This is a genomic window from Amycolatopsis sp. PSD-21 (genome assembly GCF_055561455.1).
In genome coordinates this window covers 9086724-9109805 of the sequence record NZ_CM145712.1, presented here as the reverse complement: position 1 = coordinate 9109805, position 23082 = coordinate 9086724, and the positions used below count along the sequence as shown (strand labels likewise).

Below are 23082 nucleotides of genomic sequence, written 5' to 3'. Positions count from 1 at the left end.
CCGTGACGACGCTCGAATACCCGAAGATCGCCGCCGGCAAGGTCCGTGAGCTCTACGCCGTCGATGACGAGCATCTGCTGCTCGTCACTTCGGATCGGATCTCCGCCTACGACGTCGTCTTCGACACGCCCATCCCGGACAAGGGTCGGGTACTCACCGCGATGAGCGTGTTCTGGTTCTCCCTGCTCTCCGATGTCCTCCCCAACCACCTGGTCTCCTACGAAGACGAACGCATCCCCGCCGAGGTCCGCGGCCGCGCGCTGCTGGTGCGGCGGCTGGCGATGCTGCCGCTCGAAGCCGTCGCCCGCGGGTACCTCACCGGTACCGGTCTCGCCGATTATCGCGCGTGCGGCAGGGTTTGCGGGGTCGAACTCCCCCCTGGCCTGTCCGAGTCGTCCCGGCTCCCCGAACCGATCTTCACCCCCGCGACCAAGGCCGACCGCGGCTCGCACGACCAGAACATCGCCTTCGACGACGTCGTCGGGCAACTCGGCCGCGAACGGGCCGAGGAGGTCCGCGAGGCGACGCTGGCGGTGTACCGCCGCGGCGCGGAGTTCGCCGCCGAACGCGGCATCCTGCTCGCGGACACGAAGCTCGAATTCGGCATCGACCGTCAGGGGAACCTCGTGCTGGCCGACGAAGTCCTGACCCCGGATTCCTCGCGCTACTGGCCCGCCGGCGGTTACGCGCCGGACAGCCCGCAGCCGTCGTACGACAAGCAGCCGCTGCGGGACTGGCTCACCAGCCCCGCGTCCGGCTGGCACCGCCGGGACAGACCGGAGTCGCCACCCCTGCCAGAGGACATCGTCGCCGCCACACGGGCGAGGTACATCGAGTCCTACGAACGCATCACCGGCCGGTCGTTGCAGGATTGGCCCGCCTGACCTGCGGAGTTCACTCCGACGTCAGGCGAGCGCAAGCCCGGGCTGGCTCACTGGTGGGGTGGATGCACGTTTGCTGGTTTCCCTGTCCGGCGTGACCACCCGGACGTTGCACCGCTGTGCCGATCTCGCGGCCGAACTCGACCGGCGCAGGGTCCCGCTGTCGGTGCTCTACGCCGCTCGCACCGGCGAGGGCCCCGTGACCGAGTGGGTCCGGACGCGCCGCACCCACGGCGACTCCGTCCTCCTGCACGGCTACGACCACCAGGTCCCTCCCACCCATCGCGCCGTCTACCTGGGAAAACGCGCCGAGTTCGCGGCGCTTCCCGCGCATGAGGCGCGGCTGCGGCTGATCGCGGCGAAGGCCGCGCTCGACGCCAACGGCATGGCCGTCGACGGTTTCGCGCCGCCGCGCTGGATCGCCTCGGAGGGCACCGTGCAGGCCTTGCGCGAGCACGGTTTCACCCTGTGCGCGGACCTGGTCTCGGTGCGGGATCTGGTGTCCGGAGAGGTCCAGCGCGCCAGGGTCCAGGAATTCGGCGGGCCGTCGCACCGCACGGAGACCGTCCGGTGTTTCGCGCTGGTGCTAGCCGCGGCCAGGGCCGCGCGCCGCGGCGGGCTCGTCCGGCTCGGCATCGACGCCGCGGATCTCGCCCGGCCGGGGCTGCGGCAGGCGTTCCTCGACGCCGTCGACGTCTCGCTGGAGAACCGCGCTTTCGGAACCACGTACGGCTCGCTCTCGCGAACGCGGGTTAAATTGTCGGGATGACCGACGAGGGTGGCGCACCGGCGACGCTGATGCGGCTCTGGCGGCAAGCGGAGCGCCCGACGCGCGGCAGGCCGTCCGTGCTCGACATCGACAGGGTCGTGGCGGCCGCGGTAGATCTCGCCGATCGCGAAGGCGTCGCGAACGTGACGCTGGCGAGCGTGGCGAAGGATCTCGGCGTCACGAAGATGTCCCTGTACCGCCACATCGGTTCGAAGGCGGAACTGCTGGAGCTGATGGCCGATTTCGCCATCGGCGATCCGCCGCCGGTGGAGCAGGCCGGTGACTGGCGGGCCGAGCTGACCACGCTGGCCGAGGCCAACCGCGATGTCCTGATGAAGCACCCGTGGCTGGTCGAGCTGCCGCTCACCGGCCCGCCGGCCGGGCCGCACGCGGTCGCGTGGATGGACGCGATCCTGCGGACGCTGCGCGACACCGGCCTCGACTGGGGCACCAAGGGTGGGATCCTGGTGCTGATCGGCGGCTATGTCCGCCTCGCCTGCGCGCAGGCCATCCAGCTCGCCGAGGGCAGGAAAGGCAGTGAGCTGAGCCAGGCTCAGGCCGAACAGGCCTACGGCAAAGGCCTGGCCGAGCTGATCGACCCCGAGCGTTTCCCCGATGCCGCGGGCTTCCTGACCTCGGGGCTCGGCGACTCCGAACAGGACTCCGACTTCGACTTCGGTCTCGGCGTCGTGCTCGACGGCATCGCCGCTCTCGTCGACGCAGGCTGACAAGTACCCCCTTCCGTCTTTAGTATCCATCGGATATTAATTAGTGTACGTTGGATACTAAAGGGGGCTTCATGACATCGACACCGACGAGCGAGCGGGTGCTCGCTCCGGATCTGGCCAGGGGTTTCGCGCTCCTGCTCGTCGCGCTGGCGCATACCGCGAGCATCTTTCTTGGGAACACGCCGGGCGTCGACCAGACACCGGAAGGCCTGGAACGGCCGTACTTCGTGATCCTGTTCGTGTTCGTCCACGCGTGCGCGCTGCCTCTGTTCGGCATGATGCTCGGCTACGGCATCGTGCAGTTCGCCAACCGCCAGGAGGCGCTGGGGCAGCCGTGGACGCGGACGCGTGGCATCCTGCTCCGCCGTCACGCGTGGCTGCTGGTCTTCGGCGCCGTCGACGGGGTGCTGTTCTTCTCCGGTGACGTGCTCGGCGCGTACGGCGTGATCGGCGTGGTGTTCACCCTGCTGCTTTTGAGGCGCGGCAAGGGTTTCTATCGGATTCCGGTGTTGTACCTCGGAATCGGCGTCTGCTATTTGGCCGTGCTGATGTACCTGGTGCTCACCGGCGGCTCCGGGAGCGCGCCGGTCCCGTCCGTCGAGGACGTGTCGTCACTGGCGCCGACGTATGGCGACGCCGTGCGCGAGCGGCTCACGGAATGGCCGATGAGCACGGCGATCCTGCTGTCGTCGATCCTCTTCGTCTGGGTGGGTGCCTGGGCCGCGAAGAAGCGCGTCCTGGAGGAGCCGAATCGAAAACTGCTCCTCTTCGGTGTGTTCGGCGGTTTCGGCGTCGCGATCGCGGGTGCGTTGCCGATGGGCCTTTTCGCCGGCGACTACGTCGGCTTCGACGAAGGGACCGCGAGCCTCGTCAAGCTGATGTACGAGGGCGCCGGTCTGTTCGGCGCGATCGGCTACGTCAGTTTGTTCGGGCTCATCGGGATGGCGGTCGGCGAGAAGCGCCGCGGCGTCGTGGTCACCGCGATCTCGGCGCTCGGCCAGCGCACGCTGAGCGCGTACCTGTTCCAGTCGGTGGCGTGGCTGATCCTGGCGCCGCCGTTCATGCTGGGGCTGGCCGGGCAGACGTTCGTGGCGGCGGCGTGCGGGCTCGGCGTGTGGCTGGTGACGGTCGTCGTCGCGTACCTGATGCACCGGCGGTCGTATCGGGGACCGGCGGAGATTTTGGTGCGGAAATTGGCCTACCGGACCCCGGAGACTGTGTCGCGAAAGCCACTTTCGCGACGCTAGATGTCCCGAAAGTGGCTTTCGCGACGCTGGCGGGAACGCCCTACGCTCGCCGCGCCTACCGCTAGAGCTTCACCGGCTCCCCGACATCGAGCACCTTCACCTCGGTGCCCTCCGGCGCGAGATTCGTGAACAGGCCGTAGTGCATCTGCGGCCGCGCGAGGACGGCTTCGTGGATCGGGACGGCGAGGCGCGGCGACACCGCACGCAGGTAGTCGACGGCCTCGCCGGCCTTCAGCCACGGGGCGCCCGTGGGCAGGCCGAGGATGTCGATCTTCTGTTCCGGCACGAAGAACGAGTCGCCCGGGTGGTAGAACGCGCCGTGGTCGACGACGTAGCCGACGTTCGGGATCACCGGGATCTCCTCGTGGATCACCGCGTGCTCGCCGCCGACGACGTCAACGCTGCTGGAGCCGATTTCGAGGGCGTCGCCGGGGTTCGCGATCTGGAACTCGGCGCCGATCTTCCCCACCGCTTCGGCGGAACCCGGGTCGACGATCAGCCGCACGCCGGGGTTGGCCTCCAGTAGCGAGGGCAGCCTGTCCGCGTCGAGGTGGTCGAAATGCTGGTGCGTGATCAGGATGGCGTCCAGTTCGCGCTCGCCCTCGAAGCCCGCCGAGAAGGTGCCGGGGTCGATCAGGATCCGCGCGCCCTCGGTCTCCAGAAGGGTACAAGCGTGTCCAAAGTGGACAATACGCATCGGTGTTCTCCTTCGCGGTAGCTCGATTCCAGCCTATGCCCGCAGCAGGGCGTCGCCAAGTTCGGTGCGCCGGTAGCGGACTTCGCGGCCGCGCCGCCGGGTTTCGAGCAGGCCGGCCGCACGCATCGCGGTCAGATGCCGCGAGACCGTCGGTGCCGAGAAGCCCAGCCTGCGGGCCAGTTCGGTGGTGCTCGCGGGTTCGTTGAGCGTCGTGAGCAGCGCGGCCTTCGTCCGGCCGAGTACGCCGGCGAGCGCGCCGGGCGGACGTTCGGGATCCGACCAGAGTTCGGCCACCCCGCGAGCCGGGTACAGCAGCGAAGGCTGCCACGGCTCCATCGTGATCACCCCGACCGAAGGCCAGGCGAAAACGCCGGGGATCAGCAAGAGCCCGCGCCGGTCGAGGTGGACGCGGCCGCGTTCCTTCATTTCGATCACCAGGACGTCGTCGACGAGCCGCACGCGCGGGTGGATGTCCTCCAGTACCAGCGCGATACCGCCGGCGGCCAGGCGCCGTGAGCGTTCCTCGATGTCGGCGACCAGGAATCGGCGCATCCGGGGCCAGTGCGGCTCGACCAGCTCGGTCCAGGCGATCTCCATCTGGTTCGCCAGCAGATCCCTTGCCTCGGCGGGATCTTCCGGCAGGCCGCTCAGGTCGGCGTCCACTTTGGACAGCTCATGCGCGACCTGCTCCGGTGTCGTACGGCGGATCTCGGCGAGCTGGGCGGACGCCGTGGTCTCCGGGCCGCTCGGCGGCGGGCTGAGGAAATCGGTGATGTAGTGCCGCGCGCTCATCACCTTGGCGAAGCCGTCGATGGGCAGGTCCGGCAGTTTCGCGGCGGCCTCGCGCAGCCACGGCAGGTGGCTCGGGTGCCCGCGCCGTCCGAGCAGCGTCTGCATCGCGCCCATGGTCTCGTCGAGCGCGGAGATGCCGAAACGAACACGGTTCGCGCTCTCGGCGGTCAGGACCAGCTCGATCATCGGATTAGGCTATGTCCTAATCAATAGTCCTGGCCAGCTTGGGTTCGGCAGTGTTCGTGCCATGACGTTGCTGCGTAATTCCGGGTATTGGCGCTGGTCGGCGGGGGTGCAGCTGAACCGGCTGCCCGGCATGATGGCGCCGCTGGCCTTCACCGTGCTGACCACCGCGACCACCGGTTCGTACCGGCTCGGCGGGATCATGATGGCCGTTTTCGTCGCCGCCGAGATGGTCGGCGCCGTGCCGACGGGACGGCTGCTCGACCGCGTCGGCCCCGCGCGCGGGCTCGTCGTGCTGCTCCCGCTGGTCGCCGCCGGACTGTTCCTGCTGGCCGCGGTCGCTTCCGCCGGAGCCCCGGACTGGGTGCTGCTCGCGCTGGCGATCCCGCCGGGGCTGGTCGCGGGCGGGCTGAACGGCGGTTTCCGGACGTTGCTCGCCGCGACGGTGACCGAAGAGGAGCTGCCGAGGGCGGTTTCGGTGGACGCGATGATCCTCGAAGGCGTGATCGTCGGCGGGCCGCTGCTGGTGGCGCTCCTGGCGACGTCCGGCCCGGTCGTCCCGATCCTCGCGATGGCCGTCGTCGCCCTGCTCGCGGCGCTGCTCGTACCGCGGCGGACCGTCCGGCGAGATCCACAAAGGACGGTCGAACGCCGGCCGATCCCGGTCGCCGCGTGCGTGCCCTGGCTCGCGGGGTTGTTCACCGTCGGGCTCCTGCTGTCGACCATCGAGGTCGGATTGCTGCCGCTCGTCCTGCGCCTCGGCGCGCCCGAATCGGCGACGGCCATCGTCATCGTGGTGCTGTGCGGGGCCAGTATCGCCGGGAGCGCGCTGTACGCGGCGAGGGGGAAGGAAGGCGATCCGCGGCTGTTCCTCGCCGGTTTCGTGCTCGGCGGGATCGTGGTTTCGGCGGGCTTCGGCTGGGCCGGGCTGCTCGGCGGGGTCGCGCTGATCGGGCTCTGCACCGGCCCGCTGATGGCCGTCTCGTCGGTCAACCTGCAGAAGCTGCTGCCGGAACGCCGCCGGTCGGAGGGCTTCTCGCTGGCCTTCACCGTGCAGGCTTCGGGCTTCGGCCTGGGTTCGCTGGCGATCGGGATCCTGCCGGTCTGGCTGGCCCCGCTGCTCGGTGTCCTTGCGGCCCTCGTCTCCTGTGCGATGCTGGTGGCACGCCCCAGGCGAGCTATTGGCACGCCGTCAGTAACGTCGTAGCCTGGGCTTTGAGCCGAGACACGGGAGAAGTCGATGACCGCAGTCCAGCCGAAGCCGACCGCGCACAGCGTGGGGGAGACCTTCGATTCCCTCAGCCCGGCGACCGACGAGGTCGTCGGTACCTACCCGGTGCACAGCAAGGAGGACGTCCGCGCCGCCATCGCCCGCGCGAAGGACGCCGCCGAATGGTGGGCCGGGCTCGGCTACGACGGTCGCGCCGAACGCCTGCGCCGCTGGAAGGGCGTCATCACCCGCAGGCTGCCGCAGCTGTGCCAGGTCGTGCGCGACGAGACCGGGAAGCCGATCGCCGACGCGCAGCTGGAGAGCGTGCTGGCCATCGAGCACATCGCCTGGGCGGGCAAGCACGCGCGCAAGATCCTCGGCAAGCAGCGCCGCGCGGCCGGGCTGATGATGTCGAACCAGGCGGCGACGGTCGAGTACCAGCCGCTCGGCGTCGTGGGCGTGATCGGCCCGTGGAACTACCCCGTGTTCACGCCGCTCGGCTCCATCGCGTACGCCCTCGCCGCCGGCAACACCGTCGTCTTCAAGCCGAGCGAGTACACGCCCGGCGTCGGGAAATGGCTGGTCGACGCCTTCAACGAGGTCGTCCCGGAGTGGCCGGTGCTGCAGCTGATCACCGGCTTCGGCGAGACCGGCGCATCGCTCGTCACGGGAGGCGTCGACAAGATCGCCTTCACCGGTTCGACCGGCACGGGCAAGAAGATCATGGCCGCGGCCGCCGAGACGCTGACCCCGGTGATCATCGAGGCGGGCGGCAAGGACGCCGTCCTGGTCGACGCGGACGCCGATCTCGAAGCCGCCGCCGACGCGACCGTCTGGGGCGCGTTCTCCAACTCGGGCCAGACCTGTATCGGCGTCGAGCGCGTGTACGTCCACGAGCGCGTGCACGACGAGTTCGTCGCGAAGGTCGTCGAGAAGTCGAAGGACGTGCGGGCCGGCTCGGACGCGGCCGCGCAGTACGGCCCGGTGACGATGCCTTCGCAGCTCTCGGTGATCAAGCGCCACATCGCCGACGCCATCGAGCGCGGCGGTAAGGCGCTGGTCGGCGGCGTCGACGCGGTCGGTGACCGCTACGTGCAGCCGACGGTGCTCGTCGACGTGCCCGAGGACTCCGTGGCGGTCCAGGAGGAGACGTTCGGCCCGACCGTCACCATCGCCAAGGTCCGCGACATGGACGAGGCCGTCGAGAAGGCCAACGACACGAAGTACGGCCTCGGTTCGACCGTGTTCTCGAAGTCGCGCGGCCTCGAACTCGCCGGACGGCTGCGCACCGGCATGACGTCGATCAACGCGCCGCTTTCCTTCGCCGGTATCGCTTCGCTGCCGTTCGGCGGCGTCGGCGACTCGGGCTTCGGCCGGATCCACGGCCCGGAAGGCCTGCGCGAGTTCGCCCGCCCGAAGGCCGTCGCGCGGCAGCGGTTCACCGCGCCGATCGTGCTGACGTCGTTCTCCCGCAAGGAAAAGACGGACGCCCTGGTCGCGAAGCTGATCACGGTGCTGCACGGGAAGCGCTAAGACCCTCGTGAGTGGTAAGGACGGTTAGAACCGTCCTTACCACTCACGAGTGCTACTTGCCCCGGATGAGGTCCGCGGCCTTCTCCGCCACCATGATCGTCGGCGCGTTCGTGTTCCCGCGCGGCACCACGGGCATCACCGACGCGTCGACCACGCGCAGCCCGTCCACCCCGCGCACCTTCAGCGACGGATCGACGACGGCGTTCTCGCCCGTCCCCATCGAGCAGGTCCCGACGGGGTGGTACAGCGTCTGCGTCTTCTCGCGCACGTAGTCGGCCAGTTCATCGTCGGTCAGGTCGTGCCGCTCCGGCAGGAACGGCTTGTCCAGATACCGCGCCAGCGGGCCGGACTTCCCGATCTCCACCAGGGCGCGCATCCCGGCGAGCATCTTCTCCATGTCCACGGACTCCGCGTAGTACGCCGGGTCGATTTCCGGCTTCCACAACGGATTCGACGACTTCAGCCGCAGGCGCCCCCGGCTCGCGACGTCCACCAGGGTCGCCGCCGAAGTGAAGCCCGGCACCGTCGGCTCGCGCATCCCGTTGTCGTAGAACAACGTCGGTGCGACGTGGATCTGCATGTCCGGCGGCGAGACACCGTCCGCGGCGGGGAAGAACGCGCCCGCCTCGCCGATGTTCGAAGCCAGCGGGCCGCGTTTCGTGAGCTGGTACCGCACCAGGCCGCCCGGCGTCGCCGCGTCCACGAGGTCGGTGGTGCCCCGCGTCGACCAGATGATCCCGCAGGCGGGGTGGTCGTGCAGGTTGCCGCCGACGCCGGGAAGCGCGGCGACGACGTCGATCCCGTGCTCACGCAGGTGTTCCGCCGGGCCGACCCCGGACAGCATCAGCAGTTGCGGCGAGTTCACCGCGCCGCCGCTCAGCAGGACCTCCGTCGACGCACGCACCGTCGTCTCGACACCCTTGTCCAAATAGGACACTCCGACCGCGCGGGTGCCTTCGAAGACGACGCGGGTGGCCTGCGCGTTCGTCCGCACGGTGAGGTTCGGGCGCGCCAGCGCGGGCCGCAGGTACGCGTCGGCCGTCGACCAGCGGCGGCCCTTCTTGCACGTCACCTGGTAGACGCCGGCGCCTTCCTGTGACTCGCCGTTGAAGTCGTCGGTGCGTTTGAGGCCCCAGGCGACCGCGGAATCCACCCAGGCGAGGGACAGTTCGTGCGTGAAGCGCCGGTCCTCGACGTTCAACGGGCCGTCGGTACCGTGCAGCGGTCCGCCGAGCCGCTGGTTGCCCTCCGCCCGTTTGAAGTACGGCAGGACGTCGTCGAAACCCCAGCCCTCGGCGCCGTGCCCGTCGCGCCAGCCGTCGTAGTCGGCGCGGTTGCCGCGGATGTAGATCATCGCGTTGATAGACGAACAGCCGCCGAGCGTCTTCCCGCGCGGCCAGTACAGCGTCTTGCCGGTGTGCTTCTGCTCGACCGTCTCGTAGTTCCAGTCCCATTTGGTCTTGAACAGACCGGGGAACGCGGCGGGGATGTGGATCTCGTCGGCGTCGTCCTCGCCGCCCGCTTCGAGCAGGAGCACCCGCGCCGACGGATCCTCGCTCAGCCGGTTCGCCAGTACGCATCCCGCGCTGCCCGCGCCGACGATCACGTAGTCGAAGGAGTCCTGATCGGCCACGGTGCCTCCTGCTGCTCGCCCGGTGTTGACGCCCCGCCAATGGGCTCATCTTGGCCCAGCGCCGCGCTCCGAGCATCCCCCAGACGAAGGATCGGTGCGAGCTCAGTCGGAGTCGGGTGAAAAAGAGGCCACGCAGGGGCCGCCCTCGGCGTCGTCCTCCGTCTCGATGCGGCCGGGGTTCCGGACGCCGTCGACCTCGCCGGTGAGGTGCAGGATCGTCTGCTTCGCGACGGTCAGCACGTCGGCCGTGTCGACGGTGTACCTGCCCTCGCCGTGGATGATCTGCTGCACGCCGTCGCGCGTCGTGTCGGGCACCTTCTCGCACAGCACGGACAGCGCCGCCGGGATGTCGCGCGCGTTGATCGCGTCGACGAACTTGTTCCCCGCCTCTTCGCCGGTCTTGACGTCGGGCCGCGGCGACGGCTTCGTCTCGATACCCGGAAGCGGCTCGGGCTCGCCGCCGATCTTGGCGTCGCGCACGCACCAGCCGCCCTCGCCGGGGATCATCGCGATCCCGACGGTCTGCCCGCCTGCGTTGAGCGTGGCCGAATACTCCTGCGGCGCACGCTGGCGCGCGGGCGTGCTCAGCTGTGCGCCGTCGGTGGCGGCCATGACCTGTTCGAAGCTGTAGGACCGCTTCGAGCGGATCGGGCACCAGAGCTGGCTGAGCCGATCTTCGGCGACGCCGTTCACGAACGACTGGCTCAGCTGCTCCGGCGTCGCGCGCGAGGTGGTGTCGGCCTTGGCCTTGAAGAAGCCCGGCGTCACGAACCCGGTGAACGCGACACCGCCCGCGATCAGGACGAAGACCAGCACCAGCGTGATCCAGAGCCCGGTCTTCGGCTTCTTCGGCGGTGCGTACTGCCCGTAGGTCATGCGGCAACCGTAGTGAAGTAGGCTCGGGCGGTACCCACGACCTGCGTGAATAAGGAGCAGCCTGCCGTGGCCCGAGTCGTCGTCGACGTCATGCCCAAGCCCGAAATCCTCGACCCGCAGGGCCAAGCCGCGCTCGGCGCGGCCGGTCGTCTCGGCTTCACCGGGATCACCGAGATCCGTCAGGGCAAGCACTTCGAGATCGAGGTCGACGACTCCGTCGACGACGCGACGCTCGAAAAGATCGCCGAGGGTTTCCTCGCGAACCCCGTCATCGAGCAGTGGACCATCAAGCGGGTGGACGCGTGAGCGCCCGCATCGGGGTCATCACCTTCCCCGGCACGCTCGACGACGGTGACGCGGCCCGCGCGGTCCGCTACGCCGACGCCGAAGCCGTGCCGCTGTGGCACGCGGACGAGGACCTGAAGGGCGTCGACGCGGTCGTCGTCCCCGGTGGCTTCTCGTACGGCGACTACCTGCGCGCCGGCGTCATCGCCCGGTTCGCGCCGGTGATGTCGTCGGTGATCGAGGCCGCCCACAAGGGCATGCCGGTGCTCGGCATCTGCAACGGCTTCCAGATCCTGTGCGAGGCCGGGCTGCTGCCGGGCGCGATGATCCGCAACGCGGGCCTGCACTTCATCTGCCGTGACCAGTGGCTCCGCGTCGAGAACAACGACACCGCGTGGACCACCCGGTACGACAAGGACGCCGAGATCCTCATCCCGATGAAGAACATCGATGGCTGCTTCGTCGCCGAGCAGGCCACGCTCGACGAGCTGGAGGGCGAGGGCCGCGTGGTGTTCCGCTACGTCGGTGGCAACCCGAACGGCTCGCGCAACGACATCGCCGGGATCCGCAGCGAGAACGGCCGCGTCGTGGGGCTCATGCCGCACCCGGAGCACGCCATCGACGCCCTCACCGGGCCCTCCGACGATGGTCTCGGCATGTTCTACAGCGCCGTGGACGCCCTCGTCTCCGCCTGACCCAAGTGTCATGAAAGGGTCGTTCATGAACGACCCTTTCATGACATCTCAGGAGGCGGCGGCCACCAGGGCGGAGTAGGGGCCTCCGGCGGCCAGCAGCTCCGCGTGCGAGCCCAGCTCGGTCACCCGGCCGCCCTCGATGACGGCGACCCGGTCGGCCGCGGCCGCGGTGTGCAGCCGGTGCGCGATCGCGATCACCGTGCGCCCTTCGAGCACCGCGCTCAACGACCGCTCCAGCTCCCGCGCCGAACCCGTGTCCAGCAGCGACGTCGCCTCGTCCAGCACCAGCGTGTGCGGGTCGGCCAGCACCACCCGCGCCAGCGCGAGCTGCTGCGCCATCGCCGCCGGGACGGCGACCGCCCCGGCCCCGACCTTCGTGTCCAGCCCGTCCGGCAGGCTCGCCACCCACTCCGAAGCGCCGACCGAAGCCAGCGCGGCCAGTAGCCGTTCGTCGGTCCAGTCCCCGGCGGGCAGGGTGAGGTTGTCCCGCAGCGTTCCCGCGAAGACGTGCTGCTCCTGCGTCAGCAGCAGGACCTCGCCGCGCAGGACGTCGTCCGGCAGCGTCGACACCTCGGCGCCGCCGATCCGCACGGAACCCGAGGTCGGCGCCGACATCCCGGCCAGCAGCCGCCCGAGGGTCGACTTGCCTGCCCCGGACGGGCCGACGATCGCCAGCCGCTCACCGGCGGGCACCCGCAGGTCGATCCCGTGCAGCACCTCCCGGTCGGCGTTGTAGCCGAAGCGCACGTCGCGGACCTCGATGTCCTGGCCGCGCGGGGTCTCCGTGACCGTCTCCGAAGCAGGAGCGGGCCGCACGCCCAGCAGCCGTCGCAGCGACGCACCGGCGACCTGCATGTCCGCGAGCCAGAACAGCGCCTCGTTCAGCGGACCGGTCATGACCTGCGAGTACAGCAGCATCGCGGTGATCGTGCCGAGCCCTTCCCAGCCGTTCGAGTAGGCGAGCAGGCCCAGCCCGAGCATCACCGGCACCGGCAGCACGTAGCTGATCTCCAGCGACGGGATCCACCGCATCTGCAGCGCCCGGATCTTGCGTTCGCCCAGCATCGACGCGTCGAGACCGTCGTGCCCGGTCCGGATCCGGCGGCCGGTCAGGCTCAGCGCCTCCGCCGTCCGCGCGCCCTCCGCGGTCTCGTGCGTGGTGGACTGCAGCTCGGACCACTTGTCCAGCATCCGCCGCATCACGTCGGGGATCCGCCGCTGGTACCAGATGTTCACCGGCACCAGCAGCGGCAGCGCGACAAGCAGGCCCAGCGCCAGGAACGGCGACGTGATCACCATCGCCACCACCGTGAACACCACTGTGACGGCGGCGATCAGGATCTCCGGCGCGCCGTGGCGCACCGCGTGGTCGATCCGGCTGACGTCGGTGGTCGCACGGCTGAGCAGGTCACCGGTGCCCGCCGCTTCGACCGTGCCGAGCGGTAGGTCCAGCGCGTTCCCGACGAATTCCTCGCGGTTGAGCGCCAGGATCCGCTCACCGAACACCCGCGCGCGCAGCCGCGCCAGTCCCTTGAACCAGGCCTGCGCGCCCAGCACGACCACGAACGCGACCGCGAGCCAGGTGATCGTGGTGGTCGTCGTACCGTCGACGACCTCGTCCACCAGCGCGCCAAGCAGCCTCGGCCCGGCCAGCCCGATCGCGGTCGCGACACAGAACAGGCCGAGCATCACGGAGAACTCGCGCTTGTTGGCGCGCGCGGTCTCCTTGATCCAACGTCTGACGTCTTTCTTGTCTGCCAGCGGCAGCTTCTTCATGCCGGTACTTTCGAATCGATGACCACATCGGCCACATGTGTCCACAAAGGACTCTGGCTGAACACGACGGTGGTCTTGCCGCGCCGCAGCTTCGCGACGCGTTCGGTTATGCGGGCTTCGGTATGCGCGTCGACGGCCGAGGTCGGCTCGTCGAGCAGCAGGACGTCGGCGTCGGTCGCCAGCGCGCGGGCCAGGTTCAGCCGCTGCCGCTGACCACCGGAAACCTCACGTCCGCGTTCGCCGATCACCTCGTCGACGCCGTTGGGCAGCGCGTCCACGATGTCCTCGGCGTCCGCCGCGTACAGCGCTTCGGTGATCTCGACGTCGCCGGGCTCGGCGGGGGTGACCTGCTCGCGCAGCACACCGGAGAACCAGATGTCCTGGTTGTGCGCGAACACGACCCGCCGCCGCAGCTCGTCGAGGGCGACCCGGTCCACCGGAACCCCGCCGACGAGCGCGGGTTCACTCGGATCGGTGAACCGCGCCATCCGCGAAGCCACCGCTTCGGCGTCGGCCCCGACGTCGATGACGGTCAGTTTCCCGGCCTCGACCTTGATCCCGGACGTCTCGTCGTACAGATCCAGCGGGCCTTCCGGCAGCGGCACCGGGTGCTCCGGCTCGGCCAGCGTGCGTTCGGTGGACAGCAGTTTGCACACCTTCCGCGCCGAAACCAGCGCGGCGCTCAGCACGCCCGCGAACTCGGTCGCCGTCGTCACCGGGATCACCAGGAACACCGAGATGCCGTAGAACGTGATCAGCTCGCCGACGCGGATGGTGCCGTTCATCGTCGCCTGGGCGCCCAGCCAGGTGATGGCCACCGTGACCAGTCCCGGCAGCGCGACCTCCGCGGCCGCGAGCCACGCTTCGCTGCGTCCGACCTGGACACCGGCCGCGCGGACCTTCTGGCTGGAGCGACGGAAGCGGTCGAGGAACTGCTTCTCACCGCCGACACCGCGAAGGATCCGCAGGCCGGAGACGATATCCGCGGCCAGCGCGTTGACCTCGGTCTTCTCCTCGCGCTGTTTCGTCTGGCGCTTCTCCAGTGGCTTCAACAGCGGCCCGATGCCCACCACCGCCAGCGGGACACCGATCAGCGCGACCATGCCGAGCAGCGGCGACGTCGTCAGCAGCGCCGTCGCGCACACGATGAACGCGATCAGCGAACCGAAGGCCCGCCCGAGCACCTCGAAGGAGTCACCGATCGGGTTGATGTCGCTGGTGGTGATCGCGACCACGTCACCCGTGGTGGTCGTGTCACGCAGGTTCGCGCCCAGCTTCGCCGCGTGTTCGGTGGCGAGGCGCTGCGTCACCCCGGCGCCGTGGATCCAGCAGCCGTAGGACGCGAAGTGCTGCACCGTGCCCGCGATCGTCTGCGCGATGCCGAGCCCGGCGGCCGCGAGCCCCCACAGCCAGACGGAATCGCCGTCGCCGCGGCCGATCGCGTCGATGCCCCGGCCGATCGCGACCGGCAGCAGGGCGATCGGAAGCGACCACAGCGCACCGCTGATCGCCGAGACGGCGAGCAGTCCCGGACGCGCGAGCATCATCCTGACCAGGTACCGCCAGGCGGTCGGCTTGGCGGGCAGACGTAGTCGCGGAAGCGGATATGTGGCGGAAAGCACGATTGCCGACGGTAAGCGGATCACCGTCGCGGGCGCGACCGATTTATGCGTGGGCGACCGCAAGGTGAACAACCCCCTCGCCTATTCTCAAGGCCGTGGCGAACCCTGAGGTTGACACCGTGACCAGCACCGTTGACACCACTCAACGCGCCGAGGCGACCCCCGAACTGACCCAGCCGTACGTCGAGCTCGGCCTCGCCGACGACGAGTACGCCCGGATCAGGGAGATCCTCGGCCGCCGTCCGACCGACGCCGAACTGGCGATGTATTCGGTGATGTGGAGCGAGCACTGCTCGTACAAGTCCTCGAAGAAGCACCTGCGCTACTTCGGCGAGACCGCCACTCCCGAGATGAAGGAGAAGATGCTCGCCGGCATCGGCGAGAACGCGGGCGTCGTCGACATCGGCGAGGGCTGGGCGGTCACCTTCAAGGTCGAGAGCCACAACCACCCGTCCTACGTCGAGCCGTACCAGGGCGCCGCGACCGGCGTCGGCGGCATCGTGCGCGACATCATGGCGATGGGCGCGCGCCCGCTCGCGGTGGCGGACGCGCTGCGCTTCGGCCCGGCGGACGCCCCCGACACCCGCCGCGTGCTGCCCGGTGTGGTCGCCGGTGTCGGCGGCTACGGCAACTGCCTCGGCCTGCCGAACATCGGCGGCGAGCTGGTGTTCGACCCGAGCTACTCCGGCAACCCGCTGGTCAACGCCCTGTGCGTCGGCGCGATGCGCGTCGAGGACCTCCACCTCGCCTTCGCCTCCGGCAAGGGCAACAAGATCATCCTGTTCGGCGCGCGCACCGGCCTCGACGGCATCGGCGGCGTCTCCGTCCTCGCGAGCGACACCTTCTCGGGTGACGAAAGCTCGGGCGGCCGCAAGAAGCTGCCCAGCGTCCAGGTCGGCGACCCGTTCACCGAGAAGGTGCTCATCGAGTGCTGTCTCGAACTGTTCGCCCAGAAGCTCGTCGTCGGTATCCAGGATCTCGGCGGCGCAGGGCTTTCCTGCGCGACGTCGGAGCTCGCGGCCGCCGGTGACGGCGGTATGCACATCTACCTCGACCGGGTTCCGTTGCGCGCCACCGGGATGACCCCGGCGGAGGTGCTGTCCAGCGAGTCGCAGGAGCGCATGTGCGCGGTCGTCTCGCCGGAGAACGTCGAGGCGTTCATGAAGGTCTGCGAGAAGTGGGACGTCATCGCCACCGACATCGGCGAGGTCACCGACGGCGAGCACCTGGTCATCACCTGGAACGACGAGGTCGTCGTCGACGTCCCGGCGCACACCGTGGCGCACCAGGGCCCGGTGTACGACCGCCCGATCCAGCGACCGTCGGAACAGGACGCCCTGCAGGCCGACACCTCGGCCAAGCTGCCGCGTCCGTCCACTTCGGACGAACTGCGCGCCGACATCCTCAAGCTGATCTCGTCGCCGAACCAGGCGTCGAAGGAATGGGTGACCTCCCAGTACGACCGCTACGTGCGCGGCAACACCGTGCTCGCGCAGCCGTCGGACTCCGGCGTCATCCGGATCGACGAGTCCACCGGCCGCGGCGTCGCCGTCTCGACCGACTGCAACAGCAAGTTCGTCTACCTCGACCCGTACGAGGGCGCGAAGCTCGCGCTGGCCGAGGCGTACCGCAACGTCGCCACCAGCGGCGCGAAGCCCGTCGCGGTGTCGGACTGCCTGAACTTCGGCGCACCGACCGACCCGGGTGTGATGTGGCAGTTCGAGCAGGCCGTGCACGGTCTCGCCGACGGTTGCGTCGAACTCGGCATCCCGGTCACCGGCGGCAACGTCAGCTTCTTCAACCAGACCGGTGACACGGCCATCCTGCCGACCCCGGTGGTCGGCGTGCTCGGCGTGATCGACGACGTCACCCGCCGCATCCCCACCGGGATCGGCGCCGAGGCCGGGGAAACCCTGCTGCTGCTGGGCGAGACGCACGACGAGCTGGACGGTTCCGCCTGGGCGCGCGAACTGCACGGCCACCTCGGCGGCCGCCCGCCCAAGGTCGACCTCGCGCGCGAGAAGCTGCTCGCCGACATCCTCATCGCCGGTTCGCGCGACGGCATGATCTCCGCCGCGCACGACATCTCCGACGGCGGCCTGATCCAGACGCTCGTCGAGACCGTCCTCATCGGACAGTGCGGTGCCCGTGTCTTCCTCGACGCGGAGCAGGACCCGTTCGTGCAGCTGTTCTCGGAGTCCGCGGGCCGGGTGCTGGTCGCCGTGCCGCGCACCGAGGAACTGCGGTTCACCGAGATGCTGACCGCGCGCGGCCTGCCGTGGCGCAAGACCGGCGTCGTGGACCCGGAGTCGGGCTCGCTCGAACTCCAGGGCATCACGGAGTTCACGCTGGACGAGCTTCGGGAGACCTGGGAGCGCACGCTCCCCGCGCTGTTCGACTGAGCTGAAGGGCCGCGTTCGCCCTCCGGAAGTACATGAAGGCCCCCTTCCTTGCGCCAGGCGCAAGGAAGGGGGCCTTCATGTACTGGGAATGGGGCTCTGCGCGCCCGCAGCCTGAGGTCTGCCCGGTTCACCTGTCGCGAAAGCCACTTTCGGGACATCAGACGTCGCGAAAGTGGCTTTCGCGACGTCTGATGGGTCGTGAGTGGCTAGCCCTCACCGGCAGGCAGAACCGAACCCGGCGGAAACTTCGTACCCTCCAGCGAAGGCGCCTCCTCGAAGGTCGCCACACTCAAGTCGACCGGCGCCTCGACGACCAGGCCGTCCAGCGCCACCTTCCGCTCGAACCGAGCCCTCGTGACCTCGAACCTGCCGCGGATCGTCGCGTTCTCCAACAGGAACTTCCCGGACAGCTGAGCGTCGGTGAGGTCGAGATAGGACAGCACCTCGCAGCGGTCCGCGCCGAACCAGCCGACCCGCCTGCCGAGCAGCCCCAGCTTGTCGAGCCGGGCGTCGCTGAGGTTGAGTGAAAGCGTCGGGCCGGTGGTGCCGGCGTGGGGAAGGATGTCGCGGATCAGCCGCTCGGCGGTACGCCGGACCAGCCGTTCGCGTTCCGCGGCCGCCTCGTCGGCCGGTTCCCACGTGCGATCTCGGTCGAAACTCGGGTGCTCGAACGGCCGCCGCAGGTAGGCGCACAACACGTCCAGCACCGTTTGCCGGTACTCCGGACGCGTCCTGGCGAGCCCGGCGAGCGAATGCATCGCCCCGATCCGGACCTGATCGGCTTCGTTGCCCAGGAGCTCGATCGACTTGGCGAAGCGTTCGTCGGAGATCCGGCTGCGCTCGATCTCGTGCCGGTCCTCTTCGGTACGCCGTCGCCGGTCGTTGAGCCAGAGCCCGTAGAGCGCTGCGATCGCCCCGCCCGCCAGCGCGCCGGTCTTGAGCGCGTCGCCGCGGCTGGTCGCGCGATCCGTGAGCAGCCAGGCGGTGACCCCGACGAGCACCACGACCGAGGACAGCAACGTCCACAGCAGCGGCGAGGAGAGCAGGCGCCTCATCAGTCCTTCACCGTGAGCCGGGCGCGGCCGTCCGGCAGGGTCTCGACGGCCCAGCCGGACGGGAGTTCGTGATCCCTCGCCGGCTCCACCGACGTGTTGTACAGCGACACCGTGCCGGGCGGCTTCCGGAAGGTCAGGTCCCCGAAGCCCTCGAACCGGGCGCGACGCAGATCGAGCGTGCCCTTGAACTCCGCGTCGGCGAAGACGGCGTCCTTCGCGAAAACGCTGTCCTTGAAGGAGGTCTCGCCCGCGAACACGGTGTCGCGGAACTCGACGTCCTCGGAGAACCGGACCCCGCTGAACCACGCCCGCTGTTCGAACTTGGCGTCACTGCACCGGAAGAAGCCGATGCGCTTCTCCTTTTCGGTGCCCGCGCCAGTCAGGTACACCGGTCCGAGGAAAACACAGCCGGACAGGTTGGTGCTGCTGTACAAACCCGCGTAGCGGAGCAACAGCTTGCCGACCTTCCGCTCCGAAAGATCGAAGTACTCCAGTACCGCGCCGGTCAGGTCGAGGTCGTACGCGTTGCCCTCGGAATCCGCGGCGGGCAGCAGTTCCCCGATCAGCCGTTGCGCGGTCTGCCGGACCTGGAGTTCCTGTTCCTGCTCCGCGGAGCCCGCTTCCGGCGCGGTGTTCCCGTCCCGTTTCGCCGTGTCCTTGTACCGCGGATGCTTGAACGGCCGCCGCAGGTACGAGCACAGGATGTCCAGCACGGTCTGCTTGTAGATCTCGCGGCCGCGAGCCAGACCCGCCAGCGCGTGCAGTGCCCCGACCCGCACCTGGTCGGCCTCGTGACCGAGCAGTTCGACGGCCTTCGCGAACCGTTCGTCCGAGATCCGGTCCCGGTCCTGGTCTGCCCGCCGCAGCTCGAGTTCCTGGCGCTGCCGTTCGACCTCCTGGCGTCGCTCCTCGACCCGGCGCCGCCGGTCGTTGAGCCACAACGCGTACAACGCGACGATGGCGCCCCCGGCGATGCCGCCGGTCTTCAGCGCCTCGCTGCGGCTGGTCGCCGGATCCGTCAGCAACCAGCCGCCGACCGCGAGCAGCAGTACGAGCGAGACGACGAAGGTCCAGAGCAGTGGGGAGCGGAGAAACCGCTTCATCCGCTCAGAATACGAAGAAGTTGCGGACGCAGAAGGACTTGTCCGGGTTGTCGTCCGAGGAGATCCCCGATCCGCTCACCTTCTTGCCCTTGACCGTGCCCTCGATGTCACCGGTGATGAACCCGTCACCGATACCGGAGGTCGAGGTGACCTCCAGCTGCGACGGCGCCGGGGCCATGATGTCGATCGAGTCGCCCATGGTCGCCTTCATGTCCGCGCACACCAGCGCCAGCGCGCCGGCCTTGTCCCCGGCGCTCACCTTGGCCAGGAAGTCCTTCAGGTTCTGGATGCCCTTCGGGTTCCCCTCGGAGCCCGTGCCACCGCTTTCGGTGCTCCGCGGGCTGCTGCTCCTCGGCGAGCTCGACTTCGGGCTGCTCTTCGGCGCGGAGGTCGGCGCCTGCTCGGACGACGACGCGGGCGGCGGCGCGGCCGTGTTGTTCCCCTCGTCCTTGCTGAGCAGGAAGCCCGGCGCGACGAACCCGGTGACACCGAACGCGATCAGCACCACCAGGCCGATCACGATCCCGATGATCAGGCCGGTCTTGCTCTTTGGCGGCGGCGCGGGCGGGCCGCCGAAGCCCTGCTGGTAGCCCTGGTTGTTCGGGTCCCAGCCCTGCTGGGGCTGCTGCGGGTACTGCTGGGTCGGGTCCCAGCCCTGCTGCGGCTGCTGCTGGTACTGCTGCGTCTGGTCCCAGCCCTGCTGCTGTCCGTACTGCTGCGGCTGACCGTACTGCTGGGTCTGGTCCCAGCCACCCTGGTGCGGCTGCTGTCCCTGGGGGTCCTGGCCATAGGGCTGGCCTGGCTGGGGTGGGTAGGTCATCGGTCTCGCCTTCCGTACTGGGGCCTGAGGCTTCAGATCAGACGACCGGCGGTCAGCGCTGGTTCCGGATCCGCCCGTGCCAGGGATTTCAGGGGCATTCTGCCCGGAAGGTACCTTGCGCTGGAAGCGGAACGCGAAAGCGGCTCCCGGCCGGGGCCGGGAGCCGCCTGTTCACGGTATACGCAGCTCAGCCGTTGGCCAGTGCCTGCAAGCGGTCGTAAGCGCCGTTGAAGGTGTTCTGGTCCAGCGGGCTGGAGGTGTACTGCCACACGGTGTAGTAGCCCCAGCCGTAGGGCAGCGCGCCCACGGTGGAGGCGTAACGCGCGATCCACAGCGGAACCGTGCCACCGAAGTTCTGCGTGGTGCCGACGCAGGTGCTCCACCAACTCGTCGAGGTGTAGATGACGGGCCAGCGGCCGGTGCGCGCCTTGTAGCGGTCGTGGAAAGCCCGGATCCACGACCCCATGGCGGACTGGCTCAGGCCGTAACAGGTGGCGCCGTACGGGTTGTACTCCATGTCCAGCGCGCCCGGCAGGGTCTTGCCGTCCTTGGACCAGCCGCCACCGTTGTTGATGAAGAAGTCGGCCTGCGCCGCGCCGCTCGAGACGTTCGGCAGGGCGAAGTGGTACGCGCCGCGGATGAAGCCCTGGTTGTAGGAACCGTTGTACTGCTGGGCGAAGTACGGGTTCTTGTAGCTCGTGCCCTCGGTGGCCTTCGTCCACACGAAGCGCTTGCCCTGACCCCACCAGTAGGCCCAGTCGACGTTCTTCTGGTAGCTGGCCACGTCCATACCCGCGACGGTCGCGAGCACCCCGGCCTCGGGCTGCGGCTGCGCGGCCTTGGCCTTCGACTCGGGGGTGGAGGTGTCGCCTTCCACGCGCCGGATCTGCGATCCGATCGTGTGGTCGTTCTGCTGGAGATCCTGTTCGATCGACATGATCTCGGGGGATGGGGAGGCCGACGCCTGGACCGTGCTGCCGAGCAGGAGCAGCGCGGAGCCGACGGCGATGGCGATTCTTCGGGAAGTGCGCATCACGACAATCCCTTCACGGATAACCCTCGCTGAGGACGGCGACCTTGCAGGTGGTAGCCGTCCGGGCACGATTGTTGACGACGAGTGCCGGGTTTGTCACTAACTTCCGTGAAATTGGTACTACGCGTGGGTGATTTTCATTTCCAAGTAGCCCTGGTTATGTGATCTTGTAACGCCCACTCGGGTGAGTATTCAGCCGAGGGACAGCGCGCGTACCCGATCGACCGTGCCGTTGAACCAGTTCTGGTCGCCGGGGAGGCTGCCCCTGTCCGCGAACTGCCAGATGGTCTGGTGCTTCCAGCTCGCGGGCAGCTCGCCGATCTGCGTGTTGTAGCGCGCGAGCCACAGCGGGTTCTGCCAGAACGCGTTGCTGTTCCCCGTGCAGCGCTTCCACCAGCTCGTCGACGTGTAGATCGTCGGATGCCGCCCGGTGCGGTGAAAATACGTCGTCGCGAAGGACGCCATCCAGGCGACCATCTGCGCCGGTGTCTTGCCGTAACAGGTTTCACCGTATGGGTTGTACTCGACGTCGAGCGCGCCCGGCAGCGTCTTGCCGTCCTTGGACCAGCCGCCGCCGTGGTCGACGAAGTAGTGCGCCTGCGCGGCGCCGTCCGAGATGTCGGGGCGGGCGAAGTGGTACGCGCCGCGGATCAGGCCGACGCCGTAGGAACCGTTGTACTGCTGGGCGAACCGGGGATTGACGAAGCCGGTGCCCTCGGTCGCCTTCACGTAGACGAACTTCGCGCCGGTCCGGGCGGCGGCGGGCCAGTCGACCTCGCCCTGATGGCCACTGACGTCATGTCCGAGCGTCTGCCCTTCGCCGCCGTACAGCGGCCCCACCGACACGTTGACGCCTTCGTGCAACGCGATCTGGGAACCGGCGTAGTGCTCCTCGGCCCCGTCGTATCGCGGCCCGCTTTCCCGTGCGACGGCGGGGGTCTGCGCGAGCAGCAAAACCCCCGCCGTGAGGACGGCCCCCCAGCCTTTTGAACACACTCTGCGACTCATCACGTCGCCACGATCCCCCGCGGAAAGGGAATCAGCGACTCGAACATCACTCGAAAGAGTGGCGTTCGCCCTGAATAAATTGGGCCGAGTGGGTTAACCGGGCCCTAACGACGCTCGTCCGAAAGGGCTTTGTCGAGGTGCTCCGAGGGGATGATCGCGGTGAGCCGGTCGTGCGGATTGATCGTCACGGGGTGGCCGGCGAGCAGCGGGACCATGTCCCGGCCCAGCACCGCCCTGGCGTGCGGCCATTCGCGCGGCACCAGCGATTTGGCCGTGTACGCGGGAACGAGCACCTTGCCGTCGGTGTTGTGGAAGCCGATCACCGTGCGCTGCACCGGCGAAAGGGCGTAGACGAACAGCGTCGAGTCGAGGATGACGCGCGGCAGGTCGGCGGCCGGGCGGTGGTTCGTGCGCACCAGCTGGAGCAGCTGCTCGAGTTCGTTGCGCGGCTCGGGGAAACCGAGCGCCTTCGGCGAGGGACGGTAGCGGTCGTTGGGGTGGAAGTCCTCGACGATCTCGCCGCCGCCGTTCACCGGGTACGCGCCGACGACCGCCCAGGACGGGACCGGGCCGTCGGGGTCGAAGGCCTCGTCGATGACGTACAGCCAGCTGTTGGGGTTGGCCTTCGCGTTGGCGCGCATCTCTTCGGTGATCTTCGGCTTCGCCTGTTTCCGCTTGCCCGCCGGGCTCGACGCCAACCGATCCGCCTCGTCCCGCTGCGCCATCGCCATCCC

21 protein-coding genes are annotated in these 23082 nt (G+C 69.0%); 9 read left to right on the top strand and 12 right to left on the bottom strand.

What is annotated here, in order from left to right:
• The first annotated feature begins 2 nt into the window (after positions 1-2).
• From ACZ1DY_RS42960 to ACZ1DY_RS42945, 4 genes are all read left to right on the top strand, one after another.
• Entirely contained in the window at positions 3-884 is an 882-nt protein-coding gene (locus tag ACZ1DY_RS42960; protein WP_257483351.1) for a phosphoribosylaminoimidazolesuccinocarboxamide synthase, read from the top strand.
• A 58-nt stretch (positions 885-942) separates the two neighbouring features.
• On the top strand, positions 943-1650 hold the full coding sequence (locus ACZ1DY_RS42955; RefSeq protein WP_257483350.1) for a DUF2334 domain-containing protein: 708 nt from the start codon (positions 943-945) through the stop codon (positions 1648-1650).
• Positions 1647-2378: a TetR/AcrR family transcriptional regulator gene (locus ACZ1DY_RS42950; protein ID WP_465483099.1), complete on the top strand. Its 732-nt coding sequence runs from the start codon at positions 1647-1649 to the stop codon at positions 2376-2378. Before ACZ1DY_RS42955 ends, ACZ1DY_RS42950 begins: the two co-directional genes overlap by 4 nt.
• A 71-nt stretch (positions 2379-2449) precedes the next feature.
• Entirely contained in the window at positions 2450-3625 is a 1176-nt protein-coding gene (locus ACZ1DY_RS42945; protein WP_465483098.1) for a DUF418 domain-containing protein, read from the top strand.
• 61 nt (positions 3626-3686) lie between these two features.
• Here ACZ1DY_RS42945 and ACZ1DY_RS42940 read toward each other — a convergent pair whose 3' ends face one another.
• Together ACZ1DY_RS42940 and ACZ1DY_RS42935 are read right to left on the bottom strand one after the other, a co-directional pair.
• The gene (locus ACZ1DY_RS42940; RefSeq protein ID WP_257483347.1) at positions 3687-4322 is read right to left on the bottom strand and encodes an MBL fold metallo-hydrolase; all 636 of its coding nucleotides are present in this window, start codon (positions 4320-4322) and stop codon (positions 3687-3689) included.
• Positions 4323-4355: 33 nt separating this feature from the next.
• Positions 4356-5300, bottom strand: a complete 945-nt coding sequence (locus ACZ1DY_RS42935; RefSeq protein ID WP_465483097.1) for a DUF5937 family protein — start codon at positions 5298-5300, stop codon at positions 4356-4358.
• Positions 5301-5361: 61 nt separating this feature from the next.
• Here ACZ1DY_RS42935 and ACZ1DY_RS42930 point away from each other — a divergent pair, with 61 nt between their 5' ends.
• Both ACZ1DY_RS42930 and ACZ1DY_RS42925 read left to right on the top strand, forming a co-directional pair.
• Complete coding sequence (locus ACZ1DY_RS42930) at positions 5362-6504, top strand: MFS transporter (protein WP_465483096.1); 1143 nt, start codon at positions 5362-5364, stop codon at positions 6502-6504.
• 33 nt (positions 6505-6537) lie between these two features.
• Positions 6538-8040 (top strand): aldehyde dehydrogenase family protein, encoded by a 1503-nt coding sequence (locus ACZ1DY_RS42925; RefSeq protein WP_257483344.1) that lies wholly within the window; start codon positions 6538-6540, stop codon positions 8038-8040.
• A 52-nt stretch (positions 8041-8092) separates the two neighbouring features.
• Here the strand turns inward: ACZ1DY_RS42925 and ACZ1DY_RS42920 are convergent, their stop codons facing one another.
• Entirely contained in the window at positions 8093-9673 is a 1581-nt protein-coding gene (locus tag ACZ1DY_RS42920) for a GMC family oxidoreductase (protein ID WP_465483095.1), read from the bottom strand.
• A gap of 102 nt (positions 9674-9775) precedes the next feature.
• Entirely contained in the window at positions 9776-10549 is a 774-nt protein-coding gene (locus tag ACZ1DY_RS42915; protein ID WP_465483094.1) for a hypothetical protein, read from the bottom strand.
• 66 nt (positions 10550-10615) lie between these two features.
• Here ACZ1DY_RS42915 and purS point away from each other — a divergent pair, with 66 nt between their 5' ends.
• Complete coding sequence (purS, locus tag ACZ1DY_RS42910; RefSeq protein WP_125784867.1) at positions 10616-10855, top strand: phosphoribosylformylglycinamidine synthase subunit PurS; 240 nt, start codon at positions 10616-10618, stop codon at positions 10853-10855.
• Entirely contained in the window at positions 10852-11529 is a 678-nt protein-coding gene (gene purQ, locus ACZ1DY_RS42905; protein WP_007032539.1) for a phosphoribosylformylglycinamidine synthase subunit PurQ, read from the top strand. The genes purS and purQ overlap by 4 nt, the downstream gene beginning before the upstream one ends.
• A 48-nt stretch (positions 11530-11577) precedes the next feature.
• Here the strand turns inward: purQ and ACZ1DY_RS42900 are convergent, their stop codons facing one another.
• Both ACZ1DY_RS42900 and ACZ1DY_RS42895 read right to left on the bottom strand, forming a co-directional pair.
• Positions 11578-13305, bottom strand: a complete 1728-nt coding sequence (locus ACZ1DY_RS42900) for an ABC transporter ATP-binding protein (protein ID WP_465483093.1) — start codon at positions 13303-13305, stop codon at positions 11578-11580.
• Positions 13302-14927 (bottom strand): ABC transporter ATP-binding protein, encoded by a 1626-nt coding sequence (locus tag ACZ1DY_RS42895; RefSeq protein ID WP_465483092.1) that lies wholly within the window; start codon positions 14925-14927, stop codon positions 13302-13304. The genes ACZ1DY_RS42900 and ACZ1DY_RS42895 overlap by 4 nt, the downstream gene beginning before the upstream one ends.
• A gap of 119 nt (positions 14928-15046) precedes the next feature.
• Between ACZ1DY_RS42895 and purL the strand changes: the two genes are divergently transcribed.
• Complete coding sequence (gene purL / locus ACZ1DY_RS42890) at positions 15047-17329, top strand: phosphoribosylformylglycinamidine synthase subunit PurL (protein ID WP_465483091.1); 2283 nt, start codon at positions 15047-15049, stop codon at positions 17327-17329.
• Between the two features lie 206 nt (positions 17330-17535).
• On the opposite strand, the gene ACZ1DY_RS42885 is transcribed toward purL, so the two are convergent.
• From ACZ1DY_RS42885 to ACZ1DY_RS42860, 6 genes are all read right to left on the bottom strand, one after another.
• Positions 17536-18384, bottom strand: coding sequence for a hypothetical protein (locus ACZ1DY_RS42885; protein ID WP_465483090.1), 849 nt, complete (start codon positions 18382-18384; stop codon positions 17536-17538).
• Positions 18384-19487 (bottom strand): pentapeptide repeat-containing protein, encoded by a 1104-nt coding sequence (locus ACZ1DY_RS42880; protein WP_257483336.1) that lies wholly within the window; start codon positions 19485-19487, stop codon positions 18384-18386. The genes ACZ1DY_RS42885 and ACZ1DY_RS42880 overlap by 1 nt, the downstream gene beginning before the upstream one ends.
• A 4-nt stretch (positions 19488-19491) precedes the next feature.
• Entirely contained in the window at positions 19492-20307 is an 816-nt protein-coding gene (locus ACZ1DY_RS42875) for a flagellar basal body-associated FliL family protein (RefSeq protein ID WP_126736232.1), read from the bottom strand.
• A gap of 187 nt (positions 20308-20494) precedes the next feature.
• Positions 20495-21340 (bottom strand): lysozyme, encoded by an 846-nt coding sequence (locus tag ACZ1DY_RS42870; protein WP_257483335.1) that lies wholly within the window; start codon positions 21338-21340, stop codon positions 20495-20497.
• Positions 21341-21532: 192 nt separating this feature from the next.
• On the bottom strand, positions 21533-22348 hold the full coding sequence (locus ACZ1DY_RS42865) for a lysozyme (RefSeq protein ID WP_465485791.1): 816 nt from the start codon (positions 22346-22348) through the stop codon (positions 21533-21535).
• Between the two features lie 104 nt (positions 22349-22452).
• The gene (locus ACZ1DY_RS42860) at positions 22453-23079 is read right to left on the bottom strand and encodes a type VII secretion system-associated protein (protein ID WP_257489828.1); all 627 of its coding nucleotides are present in this window, start codon (positions 23077-23079) and stop codon (positions 22453-22455) included.
• Between the last annotated feature and the right edge of the window lie 3 nt (positions 23080-23082).